The following is a 20,557-nucleotide window of genomic DNA, read 5'->3' on the forward strand; positions in this document are numbered from 1 at the left end:
ATCAGCGGGGCGGGAAGAAAGCCAGAGCGAGGTCCCACTGATCAGCCGCGTGAAGCAGCGACGCAGCATCCATCCTGACCTCTACGACGTACTGGTAGATGTCAGCCCCGTCGTCACCCTTCTGCCACGGGGGCGCTGCCTCCAACGACAGATGAATGCGAATCACCGCAGTCCCGCCCTCGCTCCGATCGGCGAGGCTGAAGGCGACGAGCGGCTCAATGAACCAAGTGTCCGGCGACAGCTCACCTTCGGCATCGGGTTCGGTCACGGCCACCGTCCCCGCGGCCACCGCGCGCAGCCACGTGGCCACCTGACGAGCCTCATCGATGAGCAAGCACGGATCGGCGAAGGACCAACTGCCCTCCGGAGTCGTCACCCTGCCATCAATGACCAGCCAGTTGTCGTCGTACGAGTCGCCCCGGACCGCGGCGAACTGATAGCGCACTGGCCGGAGGTCGACACTGCTTGCGGGATCGTTCAGGAGCACTGAGTCAGGATGCCATGTGCTGGCCAGCAGGACGGACTGCCTTCCAGGCCAGGTGCACAGGTCAGTGCACCTGCCCGGACTGACTTCCGTCTCAGAGACAAGCCCGGCCTCCGTCAGATGATCTCGTGCGGTCCCCCGAGGGCGTGCTCGATGGTCCACTCCGGAGCCGGCCGCCGCCGCTGCCCTTCATCGCGTTCGGTTTCCCGGCGGTTGAGGTCGGCGATGGCCTGATTGATGAGGGTGAGCCACATCGCGTGCCAGGCCCGCAACGCCTCCAGGCGGGGAAGGTCGGGCGGGAGCAGACCCGGGGGGAGGCGGCCGGGTTATCGGGGGACGTCCCGTCGGGTCATGGTGGCGGCGTTCCACCAGTACCAGCCGGTCCTGGTTCCGTCGGGCAGGGCGGGCCACAGGGCGAGGTGGTAGGCGCGGTGGTCGTCGGGGATGTCGTAGTGGGCCATGGCCACAGTCCGGTACCGGCGGCCGCCAATCCAGTGTTTCCTGTCCCAGGGGGCCTGGGAGGCCGTATGCCCCGCCCTGTCTGGTCCGGCGCCATCAGCTTCGGCCCGGTCACTCCTCTGAACTAGCCCGTCCCCTGAAGTGGCGCGGGCCGGCCATGCGGCAAGTTCGCCATCGCCTGCCAGGCTGCCCTCCTCACCGCCCTTTTCGTCTGCATCCGCGGATGACCGCGGCTCCAGACCTTGAGTCCAGTCCACCGCCTGTACTTGGGCCGCCTGGGCACGACCTTGTGGCCCGGTTGTCAGAGCCACTTGGCAAGATCGCGGGTATGACGAGTACCCCGACCACTCCGCCGCGGCCGTTCGACGTGACCGCTGTCTTCCCTCAACTGGCTCCGCTGGCACGTACGGCGACCCGGCTGCACCCCCGCCCCGGGTCGCCGTCACCGCAGGACAGTTCGATTGGCGGACCATTGCTATGGCCCACCGACGAGCCGTGGCCGCACTGCGACGGACCTCATGTAGTGGACGGGATAAACCTGGCCCTGTCCCCAGCGGATGTGAGGCTGGAACGGCTGATGCGTGCCGCCTCGCGCGGTAGAGTCTTGACCTCGCAGGAACGAGAGACCCTTGAGCGAATCCGCCCCCCGCAGGGGCTTCCGCTCCACCTGGCTGTCGCCCCGTATGAGGGCTCCATAGCGATGCTTCCGGTCGCGCAACTGTACGCGCGGGACGTCCCCGACCTGCAGACGCCCGAAGGAGCCGACCTGCTCCAAGTGCTGTGGTGCCCCTTCGACCACCCGATCATGCCCAGGACCGCGCTGTTCTGGCGGGCGGCCGCCACAGTCACCGACATCCTCGCCACGCCCCCGGAACCACCCGCTATGCAGTTCGACGGCTATCTGCCTGAGCCGTGCCTGCTCAACCCGGAGCAGGTCACCGAATACCCCGACCACCTGGAGCTGAGCGGGGAACTTCAGGAGCAGCTCGGAAACTGGAGCGTGTGGCAGGCAGCCGACACGGGAGTGGACAGCGCCTACGCGTCGTGCCCGCAGGAGTTCTACGACAACGAGCTGGCCGGCGCGCCCGGTTGGAAAGTCGGCGGGTGGCCTCGCTGGGGCGCCACCGACCCCACCCCACGGCTCTGCCCCACCTGCGACAGTGACATGGATGCCCTATTGACCATCGCCACGTTCGAAGCCGCCAACAACAGCAGCTGGCTCCCACACGAGGAACCCGCCGACGAATCACCCATCGGCTTCAACCACACCGCGGTTCAGATAGGCAGCGGCTACGACCAGCAGCTCTACGTCTGCCCGAAGGCACCGGAGCACCCCCACGCCGAGCTGATGCACTAGCCAGCCAGGCGATACCTAGTGGCACGGTCCGTCCGTTGCCAGTGGGTGATGACGAGGGAGATCCCCTCCTGGGTAGGACGTGCTGTTGGCGCGCCCCAACAGCACGTCCGGGGCGCCGGAGAGGCCGACGCGGACCCCTTCGGTCTCGCCGAGCCAGCCTTCACGTTCGGCTTCGGCGACGCGGTCGAGGGATTGTCCAGGCACCAAGCCGACGAGGTCCCGGTCGGGATCGCTCGTCTCCAAGCATGGTCGGGAAGCTAACAGACAGTGCCTCTGACCTGCGAATATTCTCCTAGTAGTTCAGTCGACAGCACTACTCTGAACTCTGATGCGTGCTCGGCTGGGGTCGGTCCAGGGCAGGGGGTGGTGTCGCTTTGCACCGTGCGCGAGCAGAGAGGGCGTCGCGCGTATGGAGGACGCGGCCGGTCCTGCTGGGTTGTCAGTGGGTGTTGGCATGATCATCATCATGAATCGCACACGTACTACCCCGCCACGGCTGGTTGATATCGGCGCGGTCTTTCCGGCGCTGGCCCCGCTGGCCCGTCCGGCGGTCCGGTTGCACCCGCGTGTCGGCTCTCCCACGGTGCACGACAGCTCGATCGGCGGGCCCTTGCTGTGGCCCGCACAGCAACCGTGGATGTACTGCCGCATCGGGCATGAATGGAGTAACCCCATGGTGCCCGTGGCCCAGCTGTACGCGCGGGACATACCCCTGCTGCGGCCGCCCGGGCGGAGCGACCTGCTGGAGGTCCTGTGGTGCCCCTCGGAGCACGATCCCGACTCAAGTATTCCGGTCGAGTTGTCCTGGCGGACCGCCGCGGATGTCACCGACGCGCTGGCCGCGCCGCCCGAGCCGTTCGAAGCGGACGAGTACCTTTACATACCCAAGCCTTGCGTGCTCGCGCCGGAACAGATCACCGAGTACCCCCATCTCGGGGAACTCCCCGAGGAGCTGAGAGAGCAGATCAAGGACCCAGCGCTCTGGCAGGCAGCGGGCATCGTGGTCGACGAGGCCGACCCGCAGCAGCTTTATGACGACGCGCTGTCCCACGCCCCCGGCTGGAAGATCGGTGGCTGGTCCCGCTGGGGACTGACCGACCCCGTGCCGCGGTTCTGTGTGGCCTGCGGGACCGCGATGGTGCCTCTGCTGACCATCGCCTCGTCCGAATGGGAGCGCAACACCACGAGTTGGATCCCGTACGAGGACCAGCCCGCAGGCGCGCCCGACGACATCTGGTTCAATCCGCCTGGGATCACGGTGCTGGACGCCAACCGCCTGCAGTTGTACGCCTGCCCGGCGAACGGAGGCCACCCGCACACCAGCCTGGTCCAGTGAGGGGCCGCCACTTCTTCCTCCGCGCTGAATGATCACCCTTGCCGGGCCGCTCGCGGCGTCGGCAGGCCGAGCAGTACAGGCCCCCCGATGCCGCCGAGTCGATCTGGCCAGTCTTGGCCTCGGCGCCGGCGAGGCTGACGCGGAGCCCTTCGATCTCGCCGAGCCAGCCTTCCCGCTCGACCTCGGCGATCGGGTCGAGGAGTTGTCGCGGATCTCCACCAGCCGGCCGCGCTGGGCGGGGTCGGGGCGCAGGAGGGGGCATCGGCACAGGCGTGCTCGTGGATGCAGGCAGTGCCATAAAAGCGAACAGCGAAGACCAAAGCCGCCGCCAAGAAGACGGCGGTGGCGAAGGATGTCAGCAAGAAGGCACCTTCGAAGAAGACTGCGGGGTGTACGCCCAGAAGCGCGTAATCCTCGGACCGGTCACTCCGAGGACTGGCCGGAGCTCACCCTATTCGGCGAGGAGGTTCCGGGATATTCGGTGCGGTATTTCGCGTGTGCCACCACTCGATCACATTGGCCTGCACCATAAGGGCCAGCCAGTTGTAGGTCTCTGCGGGCGCATGGGGGAGGGCTGCTTCAGCGTCTCCCCCGGAGAGCTCCAAACGCAAAAGCCATTTCTCCCTGCGCTCGCTCCCCAATGCCACTGTGACATGCATCGAGAGTGTGAGATTCTCGGTGTCTCCGGCAAGGGAGATTTCCGAGAGGAGGAATTCCGGGTCTCCGACCCCGCCGAACTTCTCCGACAATGCGGACTTAAGGCCGGCGGGGACAGTGACTTTTTCCATGGATTTACCCTAGCAGGCGGAGGGATTCTTGGTGTGGGCGATCGAGGTGATGTGCCCCGGCTGGTAGTACGCCGTGATGATGCCCTGCGGACGGACGCCGGTTCCACCCAGCGCACCGTCGTTGAAAACGACCTTGAACGTCATGGGCGGGCACTGGTTCAGGTTGGTGTAGTAGAACCCGAAGCTCTGACGTCCCCGGGCCACAGTATTGGCGGTCTGGCTATCATTGAATCCATGCTTTGCGACGATGTGGCGATACCCCCAGGTCGATGTCCCGCAGCGCAGCGGAACGGCCTGGAAATTCCTCGTGTAGGTCTTGATTGCATACGTCTCGGACTTCCCTGCGCACGGGTCGGCCGTGGCCGCAGCGTTCGACGGCGCCGCCGACGAGAAAACTAGAGCGGACGCGGAAATGCCGAGCGCAACTCCGGCCGAAGAAGCGCGACGAGCAAAGTCCATCAGATCCCCCTGAAGCTCGAACACCTGTTCTGTCCTGATGAACATTCAGTGGGCGCCACCGCTTTTTCAGCCTGCCCTAATCCCGCCGAATGGATCAGATCAAGCCGTTTTTCAACTGGCCGGATAAGTCGGGCGCGCCACTTGCCGATAAAAGAACTTGCTTTTAGAGCTGCAATGGATTACCTCTGGAATGGAACGGCCTGCCGTGCAGTATCCAGCCGCAGTACGTTCCGCTGGGCAGCCCGACCGGGGCGTGGAGCAGAGGTGTCTCGTTCGGGGTCTCCGGGCGAGCCGTTGATCAGTCGGTGGTTCAAGTGTTCGTCTCGGGCCTGCATCAGGCCGCACCAATGCGGCACGGACATCGCCCACGTTTATGGTCCAGCGGTGATCGAGGGCAGCTCCGGCAGGGGGGGGCGGCCATGAACTGGGCGGTGTCGCCGTGGGGCCAGTGGATGTCCCCCGAGAAGGCGCGGTTGGTGGCAGGCGGTCCAGCCCAGGGAGGGGATGGCGGCCGGGGCGGGGAAGTCCGCCTGGGCGAGCGGCTCCGTCGAGAGGCAGGTTTCTGCAAGGCGGCCTTGCCCGGGCATGGTCCATGGTGCCCGTGTCCGCCCCGCCATGACGGGCGCTCAGGCCGATCCGGGTCTGGGCGCCCGCCCTTTCAGTGGCCCGCTCAGGGACCGCTGCTGACGAGGTGGCGGACACGGGGGATTGGTGTGCTGATCGTCGGCGGGAGATGCAGCCCGAGTGCTGGCAGCACAAGATCATCCTGTTCGTCGTCCGGCGGCTCCATGAGCCCGAGAAAGACGGATCCGGCACTGCGTGGCTCTGGCCTCTGCGCTGCGGCTGCGGCATACGGAGGTACTAAGACCGTGTCCTACATGGTGAGTTTGAGTAAACGTTTGTAGCAGCAGATGGCTGCGGCGAGGCCAAGAAAGGCCAGGTAGTTGATGGGTTGGCGTTCGTATCGGTGGTTGAGTCGGCGGTAGCCGGTCAGCCACGACATCGTCCGCTCGATCACCCACCTGCGGCGGCCGAGGCGTTCGCTGGACTCGATGCCCTTGCGGGCGATGCGGACACCGATGTGCTTGCCCCAGAGCCATCGTCGCAGGTGGGGGATGTCGTACGCCTTGTCTGCGTGCAGCCGTGTGGGTTTGGAATCGGCTGCGTGGGTTTCGTGTCCCATGTGGAAATGGGACAGCATCGGCTTCAGGGCGAGGCTGTCGTGGGTGTTGGCCGCGGAGAGTCCGACCCGGAGGGGCAGGCCGTCCGCATCGGACAGGATGTGCATCTTGGAACCGGGCTTACCCCGGTCCACGGGACTCGGACCTGCAAGTTCGCCCCCTTTTTCGCGCGGACGTGAGCCGAGTCGAGGACCGCACGGGACAGATCCACCAGGCCCTGCTCGTCCAGGAGCTGGAGAACCCGCTGGTGCAACCGGCCCCAGACCCCGGCACGCGACCAGATGAGGAAGCGACGATGCACCGTCGACTTCGACGCACCGAAGCAGGGCGGCAGAGCGCGCCATGCGCACCCACTGACCAGTACGTAGACGATCGCGGCGAAGACCGCCTCGTCATCAATGTTCGCGACTCCGCCGCCCTGCGGACGCACACGCGCCGGCGGCAGCAACGGCCTGGCCAACTCCCACAGACCAGCCGGAACGATCCAACCCCACCGCCCACTCCCCATAACCCACTCAACGACCAACTGGCCATGTAGGACACGGTCTAAGGCCGGGTTGGGTGTGGGGAGCAGGCGGCCATGGGCGGGTTCGCTGCCCCGGGTGCTGCCGGCCAGGAACAGGGTGAGGAGAAGCCCGGCGGAGCGGTTGCTGAGGACACGCGCTGCATCGATGAGCCGGTGCTGCTGGGAGGCGGGCAGAGACAGGGCCACGCACCCGGCCTGGCCACCCACTGCCAAGGGCACGGCCACGCACACTTCGTGGGTGGAGTACTCGAGCAGGTCGAACTGGGCCGCTGGGTGACCGTGTCCGTCCAGGGCACGGAACACGCCTGATGATCGGTGATGGTGCGTGAGGTGAGCCGTACGGGGCGGCGGCGGGAGAGGTGGTCCATGCGGCTGTCGAAGTCGAGCTGGGCGAGCAGGCTCTTGCCGACGGCGCTGGCGTGGGCCGCGGCGCGGAAGTCGACCCATTCGTGGACTTTGGGGGTGGTGGGTCCATCCGCGTACTGGGAGATGGTGACTTCGCCATCGGTGTAGCTGCTGATGTAGACGGCCGCGCCGGCGGCGTCCCGCAGTCCGGACAGGGTCTGTTGCAGGAGTGCTTCGGGGCGAGGAGCTGGTGGTGGGCCGCGGGCACAAGCTAGCCCAGCGACCGGCTCTGCGCGCCTTGTGGAGGCCAAGCTGGCGCGCGCGGCGACGTACAGCGAGCGCAGCACCCAGGCTTCCAGCAGCACTGCGAGCACCAGCGCCTCGGTCCCCGCCAACGCCCACCCGGGCGGCCGGACACCGGTCACGAGGCAGGCCGCCAGGGCCAGTTTCCCCGGCAGTACGGCGGCTACTGCGACCCGCGCAGCCCGTACGCCCCTTGGCCGGCCGCTCATCCTCGGCCCCTTTCCATGAAAGCCTCCATGTGCCGACTCACGACCTCCGCTTGCGCTGGGGTGCACTCAGCGAGCAGCGCCTCGTTGAACCCGGTCACGACCACCCCGTCTTTGGGGATCGAGGCGAACAGTTCCTTGGGGACGGCTGCTATCAGGTCAGCTGTCAGGGGTGCGATCCGCGGATCGTAGGTGGGGGCTTCGGCGAGTGCGTCGAGGCGCGCGTGCAGTTCGACAACCGCGGGATCGGCGACCATCGTCCCGAGCAGCCCGAGCATCTCTTGGTTACCGGTGCCGGTGGCGTCCAGCAGCGTGAGGTACTCGCGGTCCTTGGCCGTCGGCGAGTCTGTTCGGGGGCTTGTGCCGGCAGTGCGGCGAGGGCGGGTGAGACGGGCCCGGTTGCGCCGGGCGGCTCGGCGAGCAGGGCGCTGAGCTGGCGGCGGCGCTCCTTGATGTGGCTTCCTGGCGGGCCAGGTCGGCGTCGAGTTCTTCCAATATCTCGGTCAGTTCGCGCCCGCCATCGTCGGCGAGGGCGTCGCGCACTTCATCGAGGCTGAGGCCGAGTTCGGTGAGCCGGCGCAGCCGGGCGAGCAGGACGGCGTCGCGGACGCTGTAGGCCCGGTAGCCGTTGGGGCGCCGCTCCGGTTCCGGAAGCAGCCCGACATGGTGGTAGTGCCGGATCGCCCGGGTGGTGAGGCCTACGAGCGCGGCGATCTCTCCGATTCGCATGCCGCCAGTAGAAAACCTGCCGTTGCGTCAAGGTCAAGCGGTGAAAGCATCGTCGGGCGCAAAACGGCTCAAGCGCGTCTACACACTGGAGTGGTGCGGCCTCGCCAGCGCCACGTACCTGGTCAGGGTCCGCTCCCGCTACCCCTCGTCGGCCTCGTTGAGTTCCACTGTCCGGGTCGCGAAGCGGGCGTAGGGCGCCGCACGAACAGGAGGCAGCGTCGGGCTCGATCGCCTGATCGACTGCCAAGATCCGCGGACAGGGCCGCGTAGATGTACTCGCTGCCCCAGCGATCTCCGTCGAGGTCGTTCTCGACCAAGTGCGCCTCCCGGCGCATCCCGAGGCGCTCACAGACCCGCACGGACCCGGTGTTCTCCACATCCAGCCGTGCGTAGAGCCGGTGGACGCCCAGCGTGTCGAAGGCAAACCCGGCCAGCGCGGCGGCCGCCTCGGTCGCGTAGCCGTGTCCCTGGTGACCTGGGTCGAGAGTCCAGCCGATCTCGGCCTGGGCGGCGCGGGCATCGGCGAGGGTGAGGCTCACCTCTCCAAGGACGCCGGGCTCATCGCGTCGGCAGACAGCGAGCGCCAGCTTGTCCCCGTCGGCGCGCCAGGCCGTCTGCGCCGCACGCTCGGCGGCAACCTGCTCGCTGCGCTCACGCGTGTGTGCCGGCCGGTACAAGTAGCGCGCCACGCTCGGCAGGCTCTGGTAGGCGTACAGGTCGTCGGCGTCGCCGGGAGTGAACAGACGCAGCGACAACCGGGCCGTGGTCAACGGCAGCAGCGAGGCGATGTCCATGCGGACCTCCGGGACGCAGATGTGGATCAAGTTTGCGGACTGATTTTCGCATCACGACTGCCCGCCAGCCACGCCTTTTCAGGAGCAGCGCTCGGCAGCCGCACTGCACGACGAGGCGCGGCATTCCCGGAGTTGTTCACTGACCCACGCTCCTAGGGGGCGCAGCTGAGTTCGTCTTGGAGGGGCGAAGCGCCAGACGATCCCGGGCCGGCGCTACTCGGTCGTGGTCGCGCCGGAAACCGGCCCGACCTCGTGCACGGCGGGACTGGACGCGGTCCGCCTGGACCCCGGCGCCGACGTCGCCGTGGTGACCGCGGTCCAGCTCCGCGAGGTCGTCGAACGGCTCGTAGCTCGCCGGCCAGTGGAATCCGGGCGACCCCCACGTCCTGGTCGTGCTGGACGCTGGATTCTACGCGCCCCGCATCGCCCACCTGCTGGGCGACCTACCCGTCGAGGTCCTGGGCCGTCTGCGGTCGGACCGGGTGATGCGCCGGCCGAGGCCCTCGCTCAAGGAGTACGCCCTGTCCTATCCCCGAGGGCGGGCGATGGCCGAAGCACGGCGGTGAGTTCGCCTTGGGCGATCCGGCTACCTGGGCGCTGAGCAGGCCGTGACGGTCACCGACACCCGCCGCTAACGGAAGGCGACTGCACAGGTGTCGGCGTTCGGACTCATCTCCCCGAGCGGGTACGAGGGAACGTCCCCAGCTGCTTGGTCGCCGCATGGCCGGGGCCGGCCGATAGCCAGCCAGCCTCGGGACAGGGTGGTCGGTCCAGGGTGGGGCGGAGCCCCATCGCGCAGCGACGCCCGTAAGGCGCCCTTGAGGGACCGCTCTGTCCCGCACCCTGAGAGGTCGGGTGGCCCCGGCTCCCCAACCTGCACATGGACAGCACAGGTTGGGGACGTATCGCTGTACCTCCCTGGCCTCATAACGGTGTACGCCGACAACGTGGGACCGGGTCCACCCGAGGCTGACCCGGCGGGCGGCCTGGCTCGATCATGAAGGGCCACTGCCCCTCATCGAGGGCACCGTCATCCGACTGGTCGTGGAGAAGCTGCCAAGCGGCGGGGTGAACAAGCCGCTCTGGCTGTGGTGGTCGGGAGCACCAAGCCCACCAAGGCGGACCTCGACCGCTGCTGGCAATCGTTCCTGCGATGCTTGGACATCGAGCACATGTTTCGCCTGTTCAAGCAGACGCTCGGATGGACCCGGCCACGGCTGCGCAGCCTGCAGGCGGCAGACCGGTGGACATGGCTTGTGATCGCCGCCTACACGCTTCTCCGGCTCGCTCGCCCGCTGGCCGCCGATCTACGGCGTCCCTGAGAGAAGCCGGCCGAGCCGAACGGACTGACACCCGCCCGCGTCCGGCGGGGGTTCAGGAACCTGCGAGCAAAGACCGGCTCTCCAGCTGGTGCACCGAAACCGTCCCGCCCCGGGCCTGGTCGCCCGCCCGGCTCGAAGAACCTCCATCTGGCCACCCGTCATGACGTGGGCAGAGTCCTCGTGACCGGCGAGGCATACAGCTGACCTGCTCACCACAAGGCCGGCACGAAACCCCGCCGCACTGGATAAACGTCAAGCTCAAGCTATGAGAAGGCGGAGGCCGAGGTCTGCCGCGTCGAGGTCGGCGAGGTCGCTGTTGCGCTCGGCCCACCGGCCGGAGTCGAGGTCGTCGCTGAGGCTTCGTACCGCCCGCTGCTCGGCCTCCGGCCCGACCCTCGTCCACACCGACATCGCACGGCGCACGTGATCCTCCAGATACGCCCCCGGTCGGCGCCAGTACGCCTCGAACAGGCCGTCGGCGCAGTCCCACGGGATGGGCACCGGCTCAGTGCGGGCGCCGACCGCGTCGGCCATCCCAGCAAGCGAGGGAAATTCTGCGAGGACGGCGGCGAACTCGGGCAGGTAGTCGCGGGTAAGCCAGAACCGGTCCTGCCATCCGGGCTCGTCGGTGTCGAACGTGAGCACCACCACGCGGCGGGCCACGCGCCTCATCTCGCGCAGCCCCGCTATCGGGTCCCCCCAGTGGTGAACGGTGGAGACGGCCATCGCGACGTCGAAGGAGTGGTCCTCGAACGGCAGGCTCTCCGCGGCGGCGGCCACGCACGGCGCCGAGCCGGCAGGGCGCTGCCCCCGCATGACCGCCGATGGCTCCACCGCGGTCACGTCGCGATCAGCAGGCTCGTAGGAGCCAGTGCCGGCCCCGACGTTCAGCACTGTCTGCGCGTCCCCGAGCGCGTTCCAGATCTGTGCGGCGATCCGCGGCTCGGTATGCCGTGTCGTGGTGTAGGCGCCGCCGATCGCGTCGTACAGCCGTGCACCGAGCATTTCCAGTTGCTCCTCCGGTGTCACCTTCAGTCCCTTCGCCCGTGCCTCAAGTTCCCTGTCGATGGCCGCCGCCATGGCGTCAGCGTGATCACGCCGCTCCAGCAGCAGGCCGCGCAGTCGGCGCAGGTGCGCGACCGCGTCGGTGGACGGGTCGTCGACCAGTTCCGCAACCTCCCGCAGCCCGAAGCCCAGCCGCCGGTAGGCCAGCACCTCCCGCAGCCGCTCCACGTCGCCCGCCGAATAGGCCCGGTACCCGGCCACGGTCCGTGCCGACGGCCGAACGAGCTTGATCTCGTCATAGTGATGTAGCGTGCGGACGCTCACGCCTGCCAGCTCGGCCACGCGTCCCACGGTCCAGTGATCTTCCACGGCACCGACTATGGAGCCTGACGCCACGTGAGGGTCAAGGGCCTCACTCATGGCAGCAAGAGCTGAACGCGAAGCAGCGGTCCGGGCTGATCACGGAATCGAGCTGCCCAGCGCCTTCCGAGCGTTCCTGACCCGACTGGGCGCCACCGGCGCGGCCCCTTTCTACGGCCTGCTACCGCCGGAGCAGTACGAACTGTTCATGATGGACCCGGAATCGGCACCGAACACTGCACGCGGCTTCACCCCGCTGGAACACCAGCACCACGACGGCCTCTTCCTCCACATCATCGAGGCGGGCTGCAGTGACCTGGTCCTCCTCGGCATCACGGGCCCGCTCACCGGGCGGATCCTCACCGGCAACTCCGACGGATTCTGAGGCCCAGCCCTGCGGGCATGGGGCGGGGTGATCTGAGCGATGCCGAGTGGGAACGGCTGCGGCCGTTCCTGCCGGTCAGCAACCGGCGTTGTGGCCGGTGGCGTGATCACCGGCAGGTGATCGACGGCATTCTGCACCGGGTGCGAACCGGGGCTCAGTGGCGTGACCTGTCCGAACGGTTCGGCCCGTGGAAGACCGTCTACGAACGCCACCGGCTCTGGTTGGCCGACGGCACGTGGGAGCGACTGTTCCAGCAGGTCCAGGCCGCAGCTGACGCTGCCGGAGAAGTCGACTGGACATCTCGGTGGACTCCACCATCGTCCGTGCGCATCAGTATGCGGCTGGCGCCCGCACCGACCCGCCGCCGGCCCCGGGGTCAAAGTGGCTGGGGCGGCTTTCAGCGGCTCCACCAAGGCGACTCCAACTGGCCCCATTTCGCGGACGGTCAGTGAAGATCAGGCGATGTGAGGCGGCTCCGGAGAGCGAGTTCATTTGCGGCCACTGGATTGACACCGTCGGCGCCTATGCGGGCCGGGTGCGGTCGTTCCAGGGGGAATGGCAACGCCGATTAGGCTGCGCTGACAGTTGAGGCGGACCGGTGGGGGACCACGTGGATGTCATTGAGCGCGAGTTGACCGATCCCTGGGAGGGCGTTCTGGTCGCTCCCGTCTGCGGCAGTGGCATCGGTGTCCTGGTCCTGGCGGGTTCCAGCGGGCGTGTCGAACGGGAGAGAGCACGCATCCTTGCCCAGCAGGGCATGACGGCCGTGTCGATCCGCTGGTTCGGCGGTCCGGGGCAGTCCCCGGGGATCTGCGAGATCCCCCTGGAGACGTTCACCGCCGCCGTTGACTTCCTCCGGTTGAACGGGGCGGAGCGCATCGGCATCGTGGGCACTTCCAAGGGGGCTGAGGCAGCTCTGCTCACGGCAGTGCACGATCCGCGTGTGGACGTCGTCATCGCGATGTCGCCCACGTCCCGGGTCTGGTGCAACGTCGGACCAGGCCGCGACGGAGCACGACACCCCTATCGATCGTCCTGGACCTGGCGAGAGCAGGCACTGCCCTTCGTCCCCATGGACGATTCCTGGACTCCCGCAGAGGCGGACGGAGGGCCAGTCGCCATCCGGGGGTGGTATGAACTCAGCGAGCGGACGTTTGCTGGTCTGCTCTCTCCGGCGGAGATCCCGGTGGACAAAGCGCGGGCCGATCTGGTGTTGGTCGCAGGCGGAGACGATGCGATGTGGCCGTCTCTTCCCTTCGCCGAACAACTGGCACAACGCCGGCGCTCAGTTGGGGCCACGGTGCGTCTGATCGCCCGCCGCGATGCCGGCCACCGACCCCGTTTTCCTGGCGAGAGCCCGGCGTCGGCATCCCCACGCTTCCAGTACGGAGGCACGCCCAAAGCTGACGCGCTTTTGGGGACGGCTGCCTGGCCCCACGTCCTCGACGTGCTCCGCGGCGGGAGCTGACCCTCCCTCCGGTTGATCACGCACGAAGCCCGGAGAGGGTCGTTACTGCGTCCCGTTGGTCTTGTTTGCCCTGGTGCGGGCCAGGCGTAGGACTCGGTGCCGGTCTCGATGAGGGTGTCGTTGAAGGTGAGCCGGTCCACGATCGCCGCGCAGAGCTGCGGGTCGGCGAAGGTCTTGCTCCCCCCGGTGAACGCCTCGTTGGAGGCGATCGCGATGCTGTTCTCCTCCTCACGCTCCGTTAGAACCTGGAAGAGCATCTCGGCGCCGCAGCGGTCCAGTTCGAGGTAGCCGAGCTCGTCGATTTCGAGCAGGTCAACGCGTCCGTAGCGGGCGATGGTCTTGCCCAGCTGCTTGTCATAGGCCGCTTCGACCAGCTCGTTCACCAGGGCCGCCGCGGTGGTGGAGCGGACGCGGTAGCCGGCCATGGCGGCACGGTGGGGCCCGGCCGGCCGTCTGGGCGGACTTGCGGGCCTCGCAGGCTTGCGGCGGACGGATCGCCCTCACTTGAGTAACCCGGAGGGTGGAGCGTGCGTTGGGGCGCGCCAAGCCGTGATATTGCCTGTGTGCGCCCCCTTGATCACTCCTTGGCGCCCTGGAGCCGGAGCGGGCAGAAGATGCTTGGCGGTCATGCTCATATCGGATGGCAGACCGCCGTTCAGCCGCCACTGAGCAGAAGGAAGTGCAATGCGACTTCGCCATACTGTCGGCACCGCTCTCGGCGCCCTCGCGCTCGTCGTGACTGTGCCGACCTCGGCCAACGCCGCCACCGGCGAGTTCAGCTACACGTACGTCGACCTCAACGGCGCGAACCAATTCGGCTACTTGGAGAACCCGCTCAGCGGGGTGTGCCTCGAAATTCCCGAGGCCACCCTCCCGACCCAGCAACCTGCCTTCTCCGCGCAAAACAGGACCGACAAGACCGCGTCTACCTTCAGCGAGCCCCTCTGTCAGGGCACCAGGTATACGGTGAAGGCGCGAACCGGGGTGGGCAACGCCCGGCAGAAGTTCCGCTCCGTCCGCTTCTCCGTCTGACCCCGCCATCCATCCGCTCCGGCCGCCAAGCCCTCCGGGAATGGCCTCCACCGCTCTCGCGGGTAGCGGACGCTGCTTTGGCGAGCGCCAAGCGCCACCCTCGGGGGCACCCGGCGGTCCGGGGCGGGCCCCAAGACTCCCGATCTGGCACATCGCCCTGCCCCACACCGATCGGACGATGACAACACAGCACGGTCACACGACTCGTCGGACACGCCTTAGGGCGCGAATCTAGTCGTGATCGATCCGGGGGATGTGTCCTCACCCCGAGGGCCCGATCCGGTAGATCATCTTGCGTGACGCGAGTGCAGCTGATGGGCCAGGCGTGGGGGGGCATCGAGCCGTCCCTGCCGATGGGCGAGCCCGTCCGTCGGCGCTTCGGCTGATCCGCCGCTGGAATTTCGCTTGGGCCGGGCGGCCGGTCCTCGTACGCTGCCGACCATGACCGAAACCGCTGCGCCACGCCGGCTGTTCAATGCCCTGGAATCGTATGAGCGGCACGATGCCTTCGCCGAGGTGCTCGAGCCGTGGCTGCGGAGCAGCGGGGCCGGGCTGCGCGAGCGCCTCGCGCCACTGGCCGTATACGGGGCGTGGCGGCGCGAGAGTTACGAGTTCGGCGATCTGCTGGAGTTGGCCTACGCGCTTCTGAGGGTCAACGACGTGCTGTTGCTCGGGTTTCAGCCGGACCTGCCGCCGGGGGCCGAGCAAGTGCTCAAGCACTATCTGCACATGAAGCGGGAGTGGCCGCGGATCACTCTCGACCAGTATCTGACGCTGTTCACGGCGCTGGGCATGACACCGGTCGGGCAGGGTGCCTTCGACCCGTTCTGGCACGAGATTGTAAGTGTCGAGCAGGCGAAAGACCCGGACACGCCGATCACCGTGACCGCCACCGTGTGGCCGGGCCTGATGTTCGGTGAGCTGCTGTTCAGCCGGGCGGGAGTCAGGGTCAGGGCCGGAACCTCGCACGCGGTGGCCGGCGTCGCGGACCGGTACCCGGTGCACGGCGTCTTCATCCGGCGGCACCGGGAGGCCATCTGCGGCTCGGAATTCTGCGGTTCGAACTCGCAGTGGAAAACCGACTTCCGCCGCGACTACCGCACCGCCACCGCCGACCACTTCAACGTCGACGGGGAGAAGGACATCGACGGACCGGGCGAGGAGCCCCACATGACTCCGGAGGAGCGTCGCGATCTGCTGCGCCACCGCGGCCTGGTCCGCTGGCCCGCCGACCCCGCCGTACACCCGTACCCAAGCCCCATCGGCTGGCGGCTGACGATCCCGCGAAAGACCCGCCCGGGACAGGCCTCCTAGGAAGCGCATGTGGTTGTGATCAGTGGCTGTTCCGGGTGAGGTCCTTGATCCAGATAATCGAGGCGCGCAGATGGAGGGCGGCGAGGTAGCTCTCGGGTGTCTTGTCGTACCGGGTGTGATGCCTCGCCATGCCTTGAGCTTGTTGATCAGGCGTTCGACGGTGTTCCGCTCCTGGTAGAGGCCGGAGCCGTGACTGACGGGCCGGCCGCCCCTGGAGCCCTTCTTCTTCCGGTTAGCGGCTTGGTCCTTCTTCTCCGGGATCACGCCCTTGATGCCTCGTTCACGCAGGTGAGCGCGGTTACCACGAGAACTGTGGGCTGTCGGCGGCCTGTCCCGCGGTCAATACGATCGCCAGCGGCCGGCATCTGCGGTCAACGGCCAAGTGGACCTTGCTGGTCTGTCCGCCTCGGGAGCGTCCCAGGAGGGTGGCCTTCAACCGGAGCTTGCGCCGACGCCTCACCCGCCGCCGTGCCTGACGTTCGGGATCGTCTTCAGCGTCCCGCCCGTTTCGTTCTTCATCGGCCCCCCTTTGACCTGGGCTTCTCCTCGGCGGCTGCCTTCTCCATGGCGTCGAGCACGTCGGGAGCAAGGTACATCCCGGCGGCATCGTGGTGGGCCGGGTGGTGGGGGGAATCGACACTGACCAGCGACAGGTCGACCTCGCCCCGCTTCGCGGCCTCGGCTATCAGCCCTTCCAGCAGGGCCTCGAAGGCGCCGACATCCCGCCACTGCCGGAAGCGGTTGTGGACGGTCTACCAGGCTCCGAACAATATCTCCCGCCACTGGGCTCCCGAGCGACACTTCCAGATCACCCCCTCGAACTGCTGCCACAGCCGCGCCGGGTACGGGCCGAACTCGCCGATACGGCACCGGGCCGGAGACTGCATTGCCCTGCGCATTAGGTCATTTGGGATTTGATTGTCAGTGGCGGTCTTTACGGTCATCTCGCGTATCCCGGACGCTGGGTCCGGGATTAGTGATCCAAAGGAGCTGCTCCGTCATGACCGCGACGATTGAGGCACCAACGCTGCCTTCCCTGCTGAGAGCAGGAGGCACGGTCGAGGACCTGGATGCGCTGTGCCAGTGGCTGCCCTCCTGGACGGAAGGCCAGGGGATGCAGCCACTCGAGAATCCGCCCCAGGGCAGCGCTCCGATCTGGAACGGCCCCGACGATCGCAGAAGGGCCAGCAAGATTCAGTCAACGAAGATGATCACAGTGGGTCGCACGCTCTCTTCCTGCCCGCCGCTTCTGGGTAATGACATCGATCGAGTGATCGATTTCTGGTCGGGGGTGCCTGAGGGGTGCCTCGGGGGTGCCCAGCTCCACTGGCGCGAACTCTGGTCGTGATCTAACTTCAATGACCGTTCAACTACTGAGGCCGACGTAGTTCTCAGACAGTGGGAGACCAGCAGATGCCAGCACACCCATTGGCTTCGCTCAGGGCGTCGATCGGGGCACCCCACCGCTCTTACGCGCTCCTCGTGGCCGATGCCCATGCCAAGCTGGGCTACGGCTCCATGGCCGCGAGGCGTGAGAAGGTCTCACGCTGGGAGTCCGGCAGGACGGTCCCCGAGCTCACCGCACAGTTGGCGATGGCTCACATCCACGGTGTTCCACAGAGCGAGGTACGCCGTCTGGGCTGGCCGCACTGGCTCAGTCTGGCCTCCGGAGACGGCGACATGCTGACACGGTCGTGGACACTGACCGGCGCCCTGGAGACGCTCCGCGATGTCAGCCATTTCGTGCAGCGATTCGACCGTTTCTATCTCGCAGTTACGGGTCCCCTCTTGCAAGCATTCACCGAGCAGTGGCATGCGGCGATCACTCAGCCCTCACGATCGGCCCCACCGCAGGTCAAAGACCCGGATGCGCTGCGTGGGGCCCAAGCGCGCGTGCAAGCTCTGGAAACCATGTACGGAACGGTGAGCCCGGCTCACCTCCTGCCGGTCGCGCAGAGCGACCTATCATTCCTCGCTGCGCTGGCATCAGAGCCCGCACGACACGAAGAGCCCTCTCCCTCGCTACTCCTGCTTGCTGCTCGCACAGCGGGGCTCTGCGCAGGTCTTAGCATCGGGCTCGGGGAAAACGCCTTGGCCGAGCGCTACTACCTGCTGGCAGTCCGGGCCGCCACAGCAGGAGGTGATGCGCGTGGATCAGTCGGGTACCTGGCGTTGGTCTCCTACACCCACCTCCTCGCAGGGGCAGCCGAGGACGCGATTCTGCTGGTTGAGACCGTATTGGCCACGATCCGGCAAACAGAACATCCCCTGGCGGGCTTCCTGCATCTTTTGGCCGCCCGGGCCCATGCGCTGCTCGGAGACTCCGCTCAGTGCAAACGCGCTCTGAACGAAGCCGCAAAAGGTCTCGCCAGACTCGCAGACACGAAGAAGTCGCTGAGATGTGCGGTCACGAGGAACATCTCCGAAGAATGGGTCGCATTGTGTACGGGCGTCATCGCCACTCACCTCGGCCGGCCCCAGCAAGCCCTCGACCGCTTTTCTCCGTTGCTCGCCCCTTCCCGTCTTTCCAAGCTGCTGCCCCTTGGCCATGAGCTGCTCCATATAGTAGACACCCAACTCGCGCTCGGACATGTCGGGGACGCCCTCCTGACTGCCCAGCGGATGGTCACCTTCGGTGGCAAACCGTCTGACAAGGTCGCCCATGTGTACCGGAAGCGATTTTCCGCGCACATGACTTTGCCCGCTGTTCGTGAATTTCACGAACATCTCGCACACTGATCAGCTGTCTGCACACGCGCGTCCTTGGCCTCCCGCGCCGCCACTGTCACTTCGACGAGCCGAAGTCAGTAGCAAGTCTTCCAAGGCGTCATGAGCCGATCTGCTGATATCTGGTGAGTGCTTCGCGGTAGGCGTCGGGGCCGATACTGATCCCGCCGCCGTAGGGGTGGTTGAGAGCCAGGATCAGGAAAATCATGTAGGCGAACCCCGCAGCGCCGACGGCGAGCAGGCCGTAGTGGACCCGGCTGGACGGGCGGCCGAAGAGTGCGATGACCAAGAGGGTGGCGACTCCGGCGCCGATCATCAGCGAGAGGATCGGCAGGGGGACCTGGGCGTCCTTTTCGGCCAGGCGTTCCCGCCTGGCCATGTATACATCCCTCATCCGCTGGGTGACTTCTGCGCGGGCCGCTTTCGCCGCATCGTCGGATGCCGGCATCTTGTAGACGCGCAACCGCAGCGTGTCGAGCCCCCGGGCGGTCGACTCGTCGGGGCGGCCGTCGCGCATGGCGGGCCATTCGGCCGTGACGACGGAGCGGGTGTAGTCGACGATGCCCTGTCGGACCTGCACACGGGCGGTGTCGTCGAGGCCCTGCGCGGCGAAGTAGACCTCTTTGAGCGCGCTCGCCTCCGACAGCGCCGCTTTGCGCGCCGCGTTCAACTCGGTCTGCGCGTTGAGGGCGAGGAAGGCGAAGGAGAACACGAAAAGGCCGCTCACTGCTCCGACGGCCATCTCGACGCCCTTGGGCAGATCGGGAGCCTCTGGGCCCTGACGCCGTGTCACGAGGAAGGCCGTGGTGGTCACGGCGACCGCCGCGGTGAGCATCACAAGAAGGGAAGAAAAGAACATGCTGACATCGTCCGCGGGCGGCCGGTCGCCGGCGGCGCGCCGCACTAGGGTATCGGCGATGTTGCCCAAGATGTTGAACACACGGACGGATGTACGAGGTCGCTAGCGGTGGTTTGTTGACTGTGGGTCAGGCCTGAGATACGCCGGTAGCAGGGATTGTTGCTTCGACGCCGGGGGTTGTGATGACTCGTCGTGTGCCGTGTCCGCCTGCTCCGGGCCCGCTGGAAGCCTATGCCGCCCGCTTCGATGGTCTCTTCTCCGATCTGGCACAGCGGCGCGGGTTCCGCGAGTACCTGGCCGGGTTGCTGCTGCCGCGGGACCGTAACACGACCCTGACCTGCCTGGCCGGCACCGAACCAGTCGTCGGCGCCCAGCACGCCGCGGTGCAGCGGCTGCAGTTCTTCCTCTTCGAGTCCCGGTGGGACCCGGAGAAGATCAACGCCCACCGCGTTGAGCTGTTGCTGAACGACTCAGCCACCGCGTCGCACCGGGGAGGGGTGCTGGTGGTTGACGACTCCGGTGACCGCAAGGACGGCAGCGCCACCGCCCGTGGCGGCAAGCAGTACCTGGGCTCGGTCGGCAAGGTCGACCGCGGCGTGGTCACGGTGACGACCTGCTGGGCCGACAAGCGGCTCTACCATCCCCTCCGCGCGCTGCCGTACACCCCCGCCCACCATTTCCCGACCGGCACGGCCGCCCCCGGGTTCCGCAGCAAACTGCAGATCGCTGGCCAACTGGCCCGCAGGGCCACAGCGGCCGGGGCCCGGTTCAGGGCGGTGGCAGCCGATGCCGCCTACGGCGACCACCACAGTTTCCTGCACGACTTAGGAGAGGCCCTACTGCCGTTCGTGGTCGCGGTCAAGCCCAGCCACGGCAGCTGGGCATACGGGAACATACGTACACCCCTTGCCTCGCCGCCCTGGCTCTGACCTGGACAGAACCGAGCACCCCGGCCACTGGACCCCCATCACGCCTGTTTGCGAGGCTCCGCTGAGCGTGCAACCAGCTCAGCGCCGCCGCCGAATTCCCGGAGCCGACACCACCCCCTGAGAGGGGGCTCCCACACGTCCCATCAGCCCCGCACGGCCTGCTGGCCCCAGGCGATCCGAGCCGTCCGT

General features: G+C 67.2%; 18 protein-coding genes and 7 pseudogenes. 12 read left to right on the top strand and 13 right to left on the bottom strand.

Going from position 1 to position 20,557, the window contains the following annotated elements; all coding sequences use genetic code 11:
• Window position 1: 1 nt before the first annotated feature.
• The 3 genes from BX283_RS38665 to BX283_RS41995 form a co-directional block, all read right to left on the bottom strand.
• Window positions 2–487 carry a hypothetical protein gene (locus tag BX283_RS38665; protein ID WP_101392010.1) on the bottom strand — a complete coding sequence of 162 codons (486 nt, stop codon included), beginning with the start codon at window positions 485–487 and terminating at the stop codon, window positions 2–4.
• Window positions 488–600: 113 nt separating this feature from the next.
• Window positions 601–738 (bottom strand): hypothetical protein, encoded by a 138-nt coding sequence (locus BX283_RS40960; protein WP_180357407.1) that lies wholly within the window; start codon window positions 736–738, stop codon window positions 601–603.
• Window positions 739–810: 72 nt separating this feature from the next.
• The gene (locus tag BX283_RS41995) at window positions 811–945 is read right to left on the bottom strand and encodes a hypothetical protein (protein WP_257584200.1); all 135 of its coding nucleotides are present in this window, start codon (window positions 943–945) and stop codon (window positions 811–813) included.
• A gap of 698 nt (window positions 946–1,643) precedes the next feature.
• Here BX283_RS41995 and BX283_RS42235 point away from each other — a divergent pair.
• Both BX283_RS42235 and BX283_RS38675 read left to right on the top strand, forming a co-directional pair.
• On the top strand, window positions 1,644–2,300 hold the full coding sequence (locus BX283_RS42235) for a hypothetical protein (protein ID WP_306822850.1): 657 nt from the start codon (window positions 1,644–1,646) through the stop codon (window positions 2,298–2,300).
• Between the two features lie 673 nt (window positions 2,301–2,973).
• Window positions 2,974–3,636: a hypothetical protein gene (locus BX283_RS38675; protein WP_306822851.1), complete on the top strand. Its 663-nt coding sequence runs from the start codon at window positions 2,974–2,976 to the stop codon at window positions 3,634–3,636.
• A 446-nt stretch (window positions 3,637–4,082) separates the two neighbouring features.
• On the opposite strand, the gene BX283_RS40220 is transcribed toward BX283_RS38675, so the two are convergent.
• From BX283_RS40220 to BX283_RS38700, 6 genes and pseudogenes are all read right to left on the bottom strand, one after another.
• Entirely contained in the window at window positions 4,083–4,424 is a 342-nt protein-coding gene (locus BX283_RS40220; protein ID WP_143676620.1) for a hypothetical protein, read from the bottom strand.
• Between the two features lie 9 nt (window positions 4,425–4,433).
• On the bottom strand, window positions 4,434–4,907 hold the full coding sequence (locus BX283_RS40225; protein ID WP_143676622.1) for a hypothetical protein: 474 nt from the start codon (window positions 4,905–4,907) through the stop codon (window positions 4,434–4,436).
• Window positions 4,908–5,757: 850 nt separating this feature from the next.
• Window positions 5,758–6,572, bottom strand: a protein-coding gene (locus BX283_RS38685) for an IS5 family transposase (protein WP_101390126.1) whose coding sequence is annotated in 2 segments (ribosomal slippage) — window positions 5,758–6,230 and window positions 6,230–6,572 — 816 coding nt in all. Because the reading frame shifts where the segments join, the coding sequence is not laid out codon by codon here.
• A gap of 38 nt (window positions 6,573–6,610) precedes the next feature.
• Window positions 6,611–7,447, bottom strand: coding sequence for an IclR family transcriptional regulator C-terminal domain-containing protein (locus BX283_RS42535; protein WP_101392013.1), 837 nt, complete (start codon window positions 7,445–7,447; stop codon window positions 6,611–6,613).
• Window positions 7,444–8,173, bottom strand: a pseudogene (locus BX283_RS38695) (MerR family transcriptional regulator). The gene BX283_RS42535 and the pseudogene BX283_RS38695 overlap by 4 nt, the downstream one beginning before the upstream one ends.
• Before the next feature lie 236 nt (window positions 8,174–8,409).
• A pseudogene (locus BX283_RS38700) lies at window positions 8,410–8,967 on the bottom strand (GNAT family N-acetyltransferase); the annotation flags it as partial.
• Between the two features lie 172 nt (window positions 8,968–9,139).
• Here BX283_RS38700 and BX283_RS42000 point away from each other — a divergent pair.
• Both BX283_RS42000 and BX283_RS42005 read left to right on the top strand, forming a co-directional pair.
• Window positions 9,140–9,599 (top strand): annotated as a pseudogene (locus tag BX283_RS42000) (transposase); the annotation flags it as partial.
• A 213-nt stretch (window positions 9,600–9,812) separates the two neighbouring features.
• Window positions 9,813–10,493, top strand: a pseudogene (locus BX283_RS42005) (transposase); the annotation flags it as partial.
• A 54-nt stretch (window positions 10,494–10,547) separates the two neighbouring features.
• Here the strand turns inward: BX283_RS42005 and BX283_RS38715 are convergent.
• Window positions 10,548–11,645: a MerR family transcriptional regulator gene (locus BX283_RS38715; protein ID WP_180357515.1), complete on the bottom strand. Its 1,098-nt coding sequence runs from the start codon at window positions 11,643–11,645 to the stop codon at window positions 10,548–10,550.
• Between the two features lie 67 nt (window positions 11,646–11,712).
• On the opposite strand from BX283_RS38715, the gene BX283_RS38720 reads away from it, so the two are divergent.
• The 3 genes and pseudogenes from BX283_RS38720 (at window position 11,713) to BX283_RS38730 (ending at window position 13,507) form a co-directional block, all read left to right on the top strand.
• On the top strand, window positions 11,713–12,039 hold the full coding sequence (locus BX283_RS38720) for a hypothetical protein (protein ID WP_101392015.1): 327 nt from the start codon (window positions 11,713–11,715) through the stop codon (window positions 12,037–12,039).
• Window positions 12,040–12,056: 17 nt separating this feature from the next.
• Window positions 12,057–12,412 (top strand): annotated as a pseudogene (locus BX283_RS38725) (IS5 family transposase); the annotation flags it as partial.
• Window positions 12,413–12,649: 237 nt separating this feature from the next.
• A complete protein-coding gene (locus BX283_RS38730; RefSeq protein WP_101392850.1) occupies window positions 12,650–13,507 on the top strand; it encodes an acyl-CoA thioester hydrolase/BAAT C-terminal domain-containing protein in 858 nt (285 codons plus the stop codon).
• Window positions 13,508–13,593: 86 nt separating this feature from the next.
• Here the strand turns inward: BX283_RS38730 and BX283_RS38735 are convergent.
• Window positions 13,594–13,938, bottom strand: a pseudogene (locus BX283_RS38735) (ATP-binding protein); the annotation flags it as partial.
• Between the two features lie 253 nt (window positions 13,939–14,191).
• On the opposite strand from BX283_RS38735, the gene BX283_RS38740 reads away from it, so the two are divergent.
• Entirely contained in the window at window positions 14,192–14,539 is a 348-nt protein-coding gene (locus BX283_RS38740; RefSeq protein WP_101392017.1) for a hypothetical protein, read from the top strand.
• A gap of 441 nt (window positions 14,540–14,980) precedes the next feature.
• Window positions 14,981–15,853, top strand: a complete 873-nt coding sequence (locus BX283_RS38745; protein ID WP_143676623.1) for a hypothetical protein — start codon at window positions 14,981–14,983, stop codon at window positions 15,851–15,853.
• A 19-nt stretch (window positions 15,854–15,872) separates the two neighbouring features.
• Here the strand turns inward: BX283_RS38745 and BX283_RS38750 are convergent.
• Window positions 15,873–16,752, bottom strand: a pseudogene (locus tag BX283_RS38750) (transposase).
• A 101-nt stretch (window positions 16,753–16,853) separates the two neighbouring features.
• Here BX283_RS38750 and BX283_RS38755 point away from each other — a divergent pair.
• The gene (locus BX283_RS38755) at window positions 16,854–17,201 is read left to right on the top strand and encodes a hypothetical protein (protein ID WP_101392019.1); all 348 of its coding nucleotides are present in this window, start codon (window positions 16,854–16,856) and stop codon (window positions 17,199–17,201) included.
• A 134-nt stretch (window positions 17,202–17,335) separates the two neighbouring features.
• Window positions 17,336–18,592, top strand: a complete 1,257-nt coding sequence (locus tag BX283_RS40235) for a hypothetical protein (RefSeq protein WP_143676625.1) — start codon at window positions 17,336–17,338, stop codon at window positions 18,590–18,592.
• Between the two features lie 88 nt (window positions 18,593–18,680).
• Here the strand turns inward: BX283_RS40235 and BX283_RS38765 are convergent, their stop codons facing one another.
• The gene (locus BX283_RS38765) at window positions 18,681–19,520 is read right to left on the bottom strand and encodes a DUF4239 domain-containing protein (protein ID WP_101392021.1); all 840 of its coding nucleotides are present in this window, start codon (window positions 19,518–19,520) and stop codon (window positions 18,681–18,683) included.
• Between the two features lie 101 nt (window positions 19,521–19,621).
• Here BX283_RS38765 and BX283_RS38770 point away from each other — a divergent pair, with 101 nt between their 5' ends.
• On the top strand, window positions 19,622–20,368 hold the full coding sequence (locus BX283_RS38770; RefSeq protein WP_101392022.1) for a transposase: 747 nt from the start codon (window positions 19,622–19,624) through the stop codon (window positions 20,366–20,368).
• Window positions 20,369–20,557 lie beyond the last annotated feature (189 nt).

Origin of the sequence: Streptomyces sp. TLI_146 (genome assembly GCF_002846415.1) — a bacterium.
Classification (GTDB): Bacteria; Actinomycetota; Actinomycetes; order Streptomycetales; family Streptomycetaceae; genus Streptomyces.

Bases quoted from the DNA above. Each gene is read 5' to 3' on its own strand.
- BX283_RS40960 (WP_180357407.1), bottom strand. From the start codon at position 738: ATGTGGCTCACCCTCATCAATCAGGCCATCGCCGACCTCAACCGCCGG.
- BX283_RS41995 (WP_257584200.1), bottom strand. From the start codon at position 945: ATGGCCCACTACGACATCCCCGACGACCACCGCGCCTACCACCTCGCC.
- BX283_RS42235 (WP_306822850.1), top strand. From the start codon at position 1,644: ATGCTTCCGGTCGCGCAACTGTACGCGCGGGACGTCCCCGACCTGCAG.
- BX283_RS38675 (WP_306822851.1), top strand. From the start codon at position 2,974: ATGGTGCCCGTGGCCCAGCTGTACGCGCGGGACATACCCCTGCTGCGG.
- BX283_RS40220 (WP_143676620.1), bottom strand. From the start codon at position 4,424: ATGGAAAAAGTCACTGTCCCCGCCGGCCTTAAGTCCGCATTGTCGGAG.
- BX283_RS42535 (WP_101392013.1), bottom strand. From the start codon at position 7,447: ATGAGCGGCCGGCCAAGGGGCGTACGGGCTGCGCGGGTCGCAGTAGCC.
- BX283_RS38720 (WP_101392015.1), top strand. From the start codon at position 11,713: ATGGCAGCAAGAGCTGAACGCGAAGCAGCGGTCCGGGCTGATCACGGA.
- BX283_RS38740 (WP_101392017.1), top strand. From the start codon at position 14,192: ATGCGACTTCGCCATACTGTCGGCACCGCTCTCGGCGCCCTCGCGCTC.
- BX283_RS38745 (WP_143676623.1), top strand. From the start codon at position 14,981: ATGACCGAAACCGCTGCGCCACGCCGGCTGTTCAATGCCCTGGAATCG.
- BX283_RS38755 (WP_101392019.1), top strand. From the start codon at position 16,854: ATGACCGCGACGATTGAGGCACCAACGCTGCCTTCCCTGCTGAGAGCA.
- BX283_RS38770 (WP_101392022.1), top strand. From the start codon at position 19,622: ATGACTCGTCGTGTGCCGTGTCCGCCTGCTCCGGGCCCGCTGGAAGCC.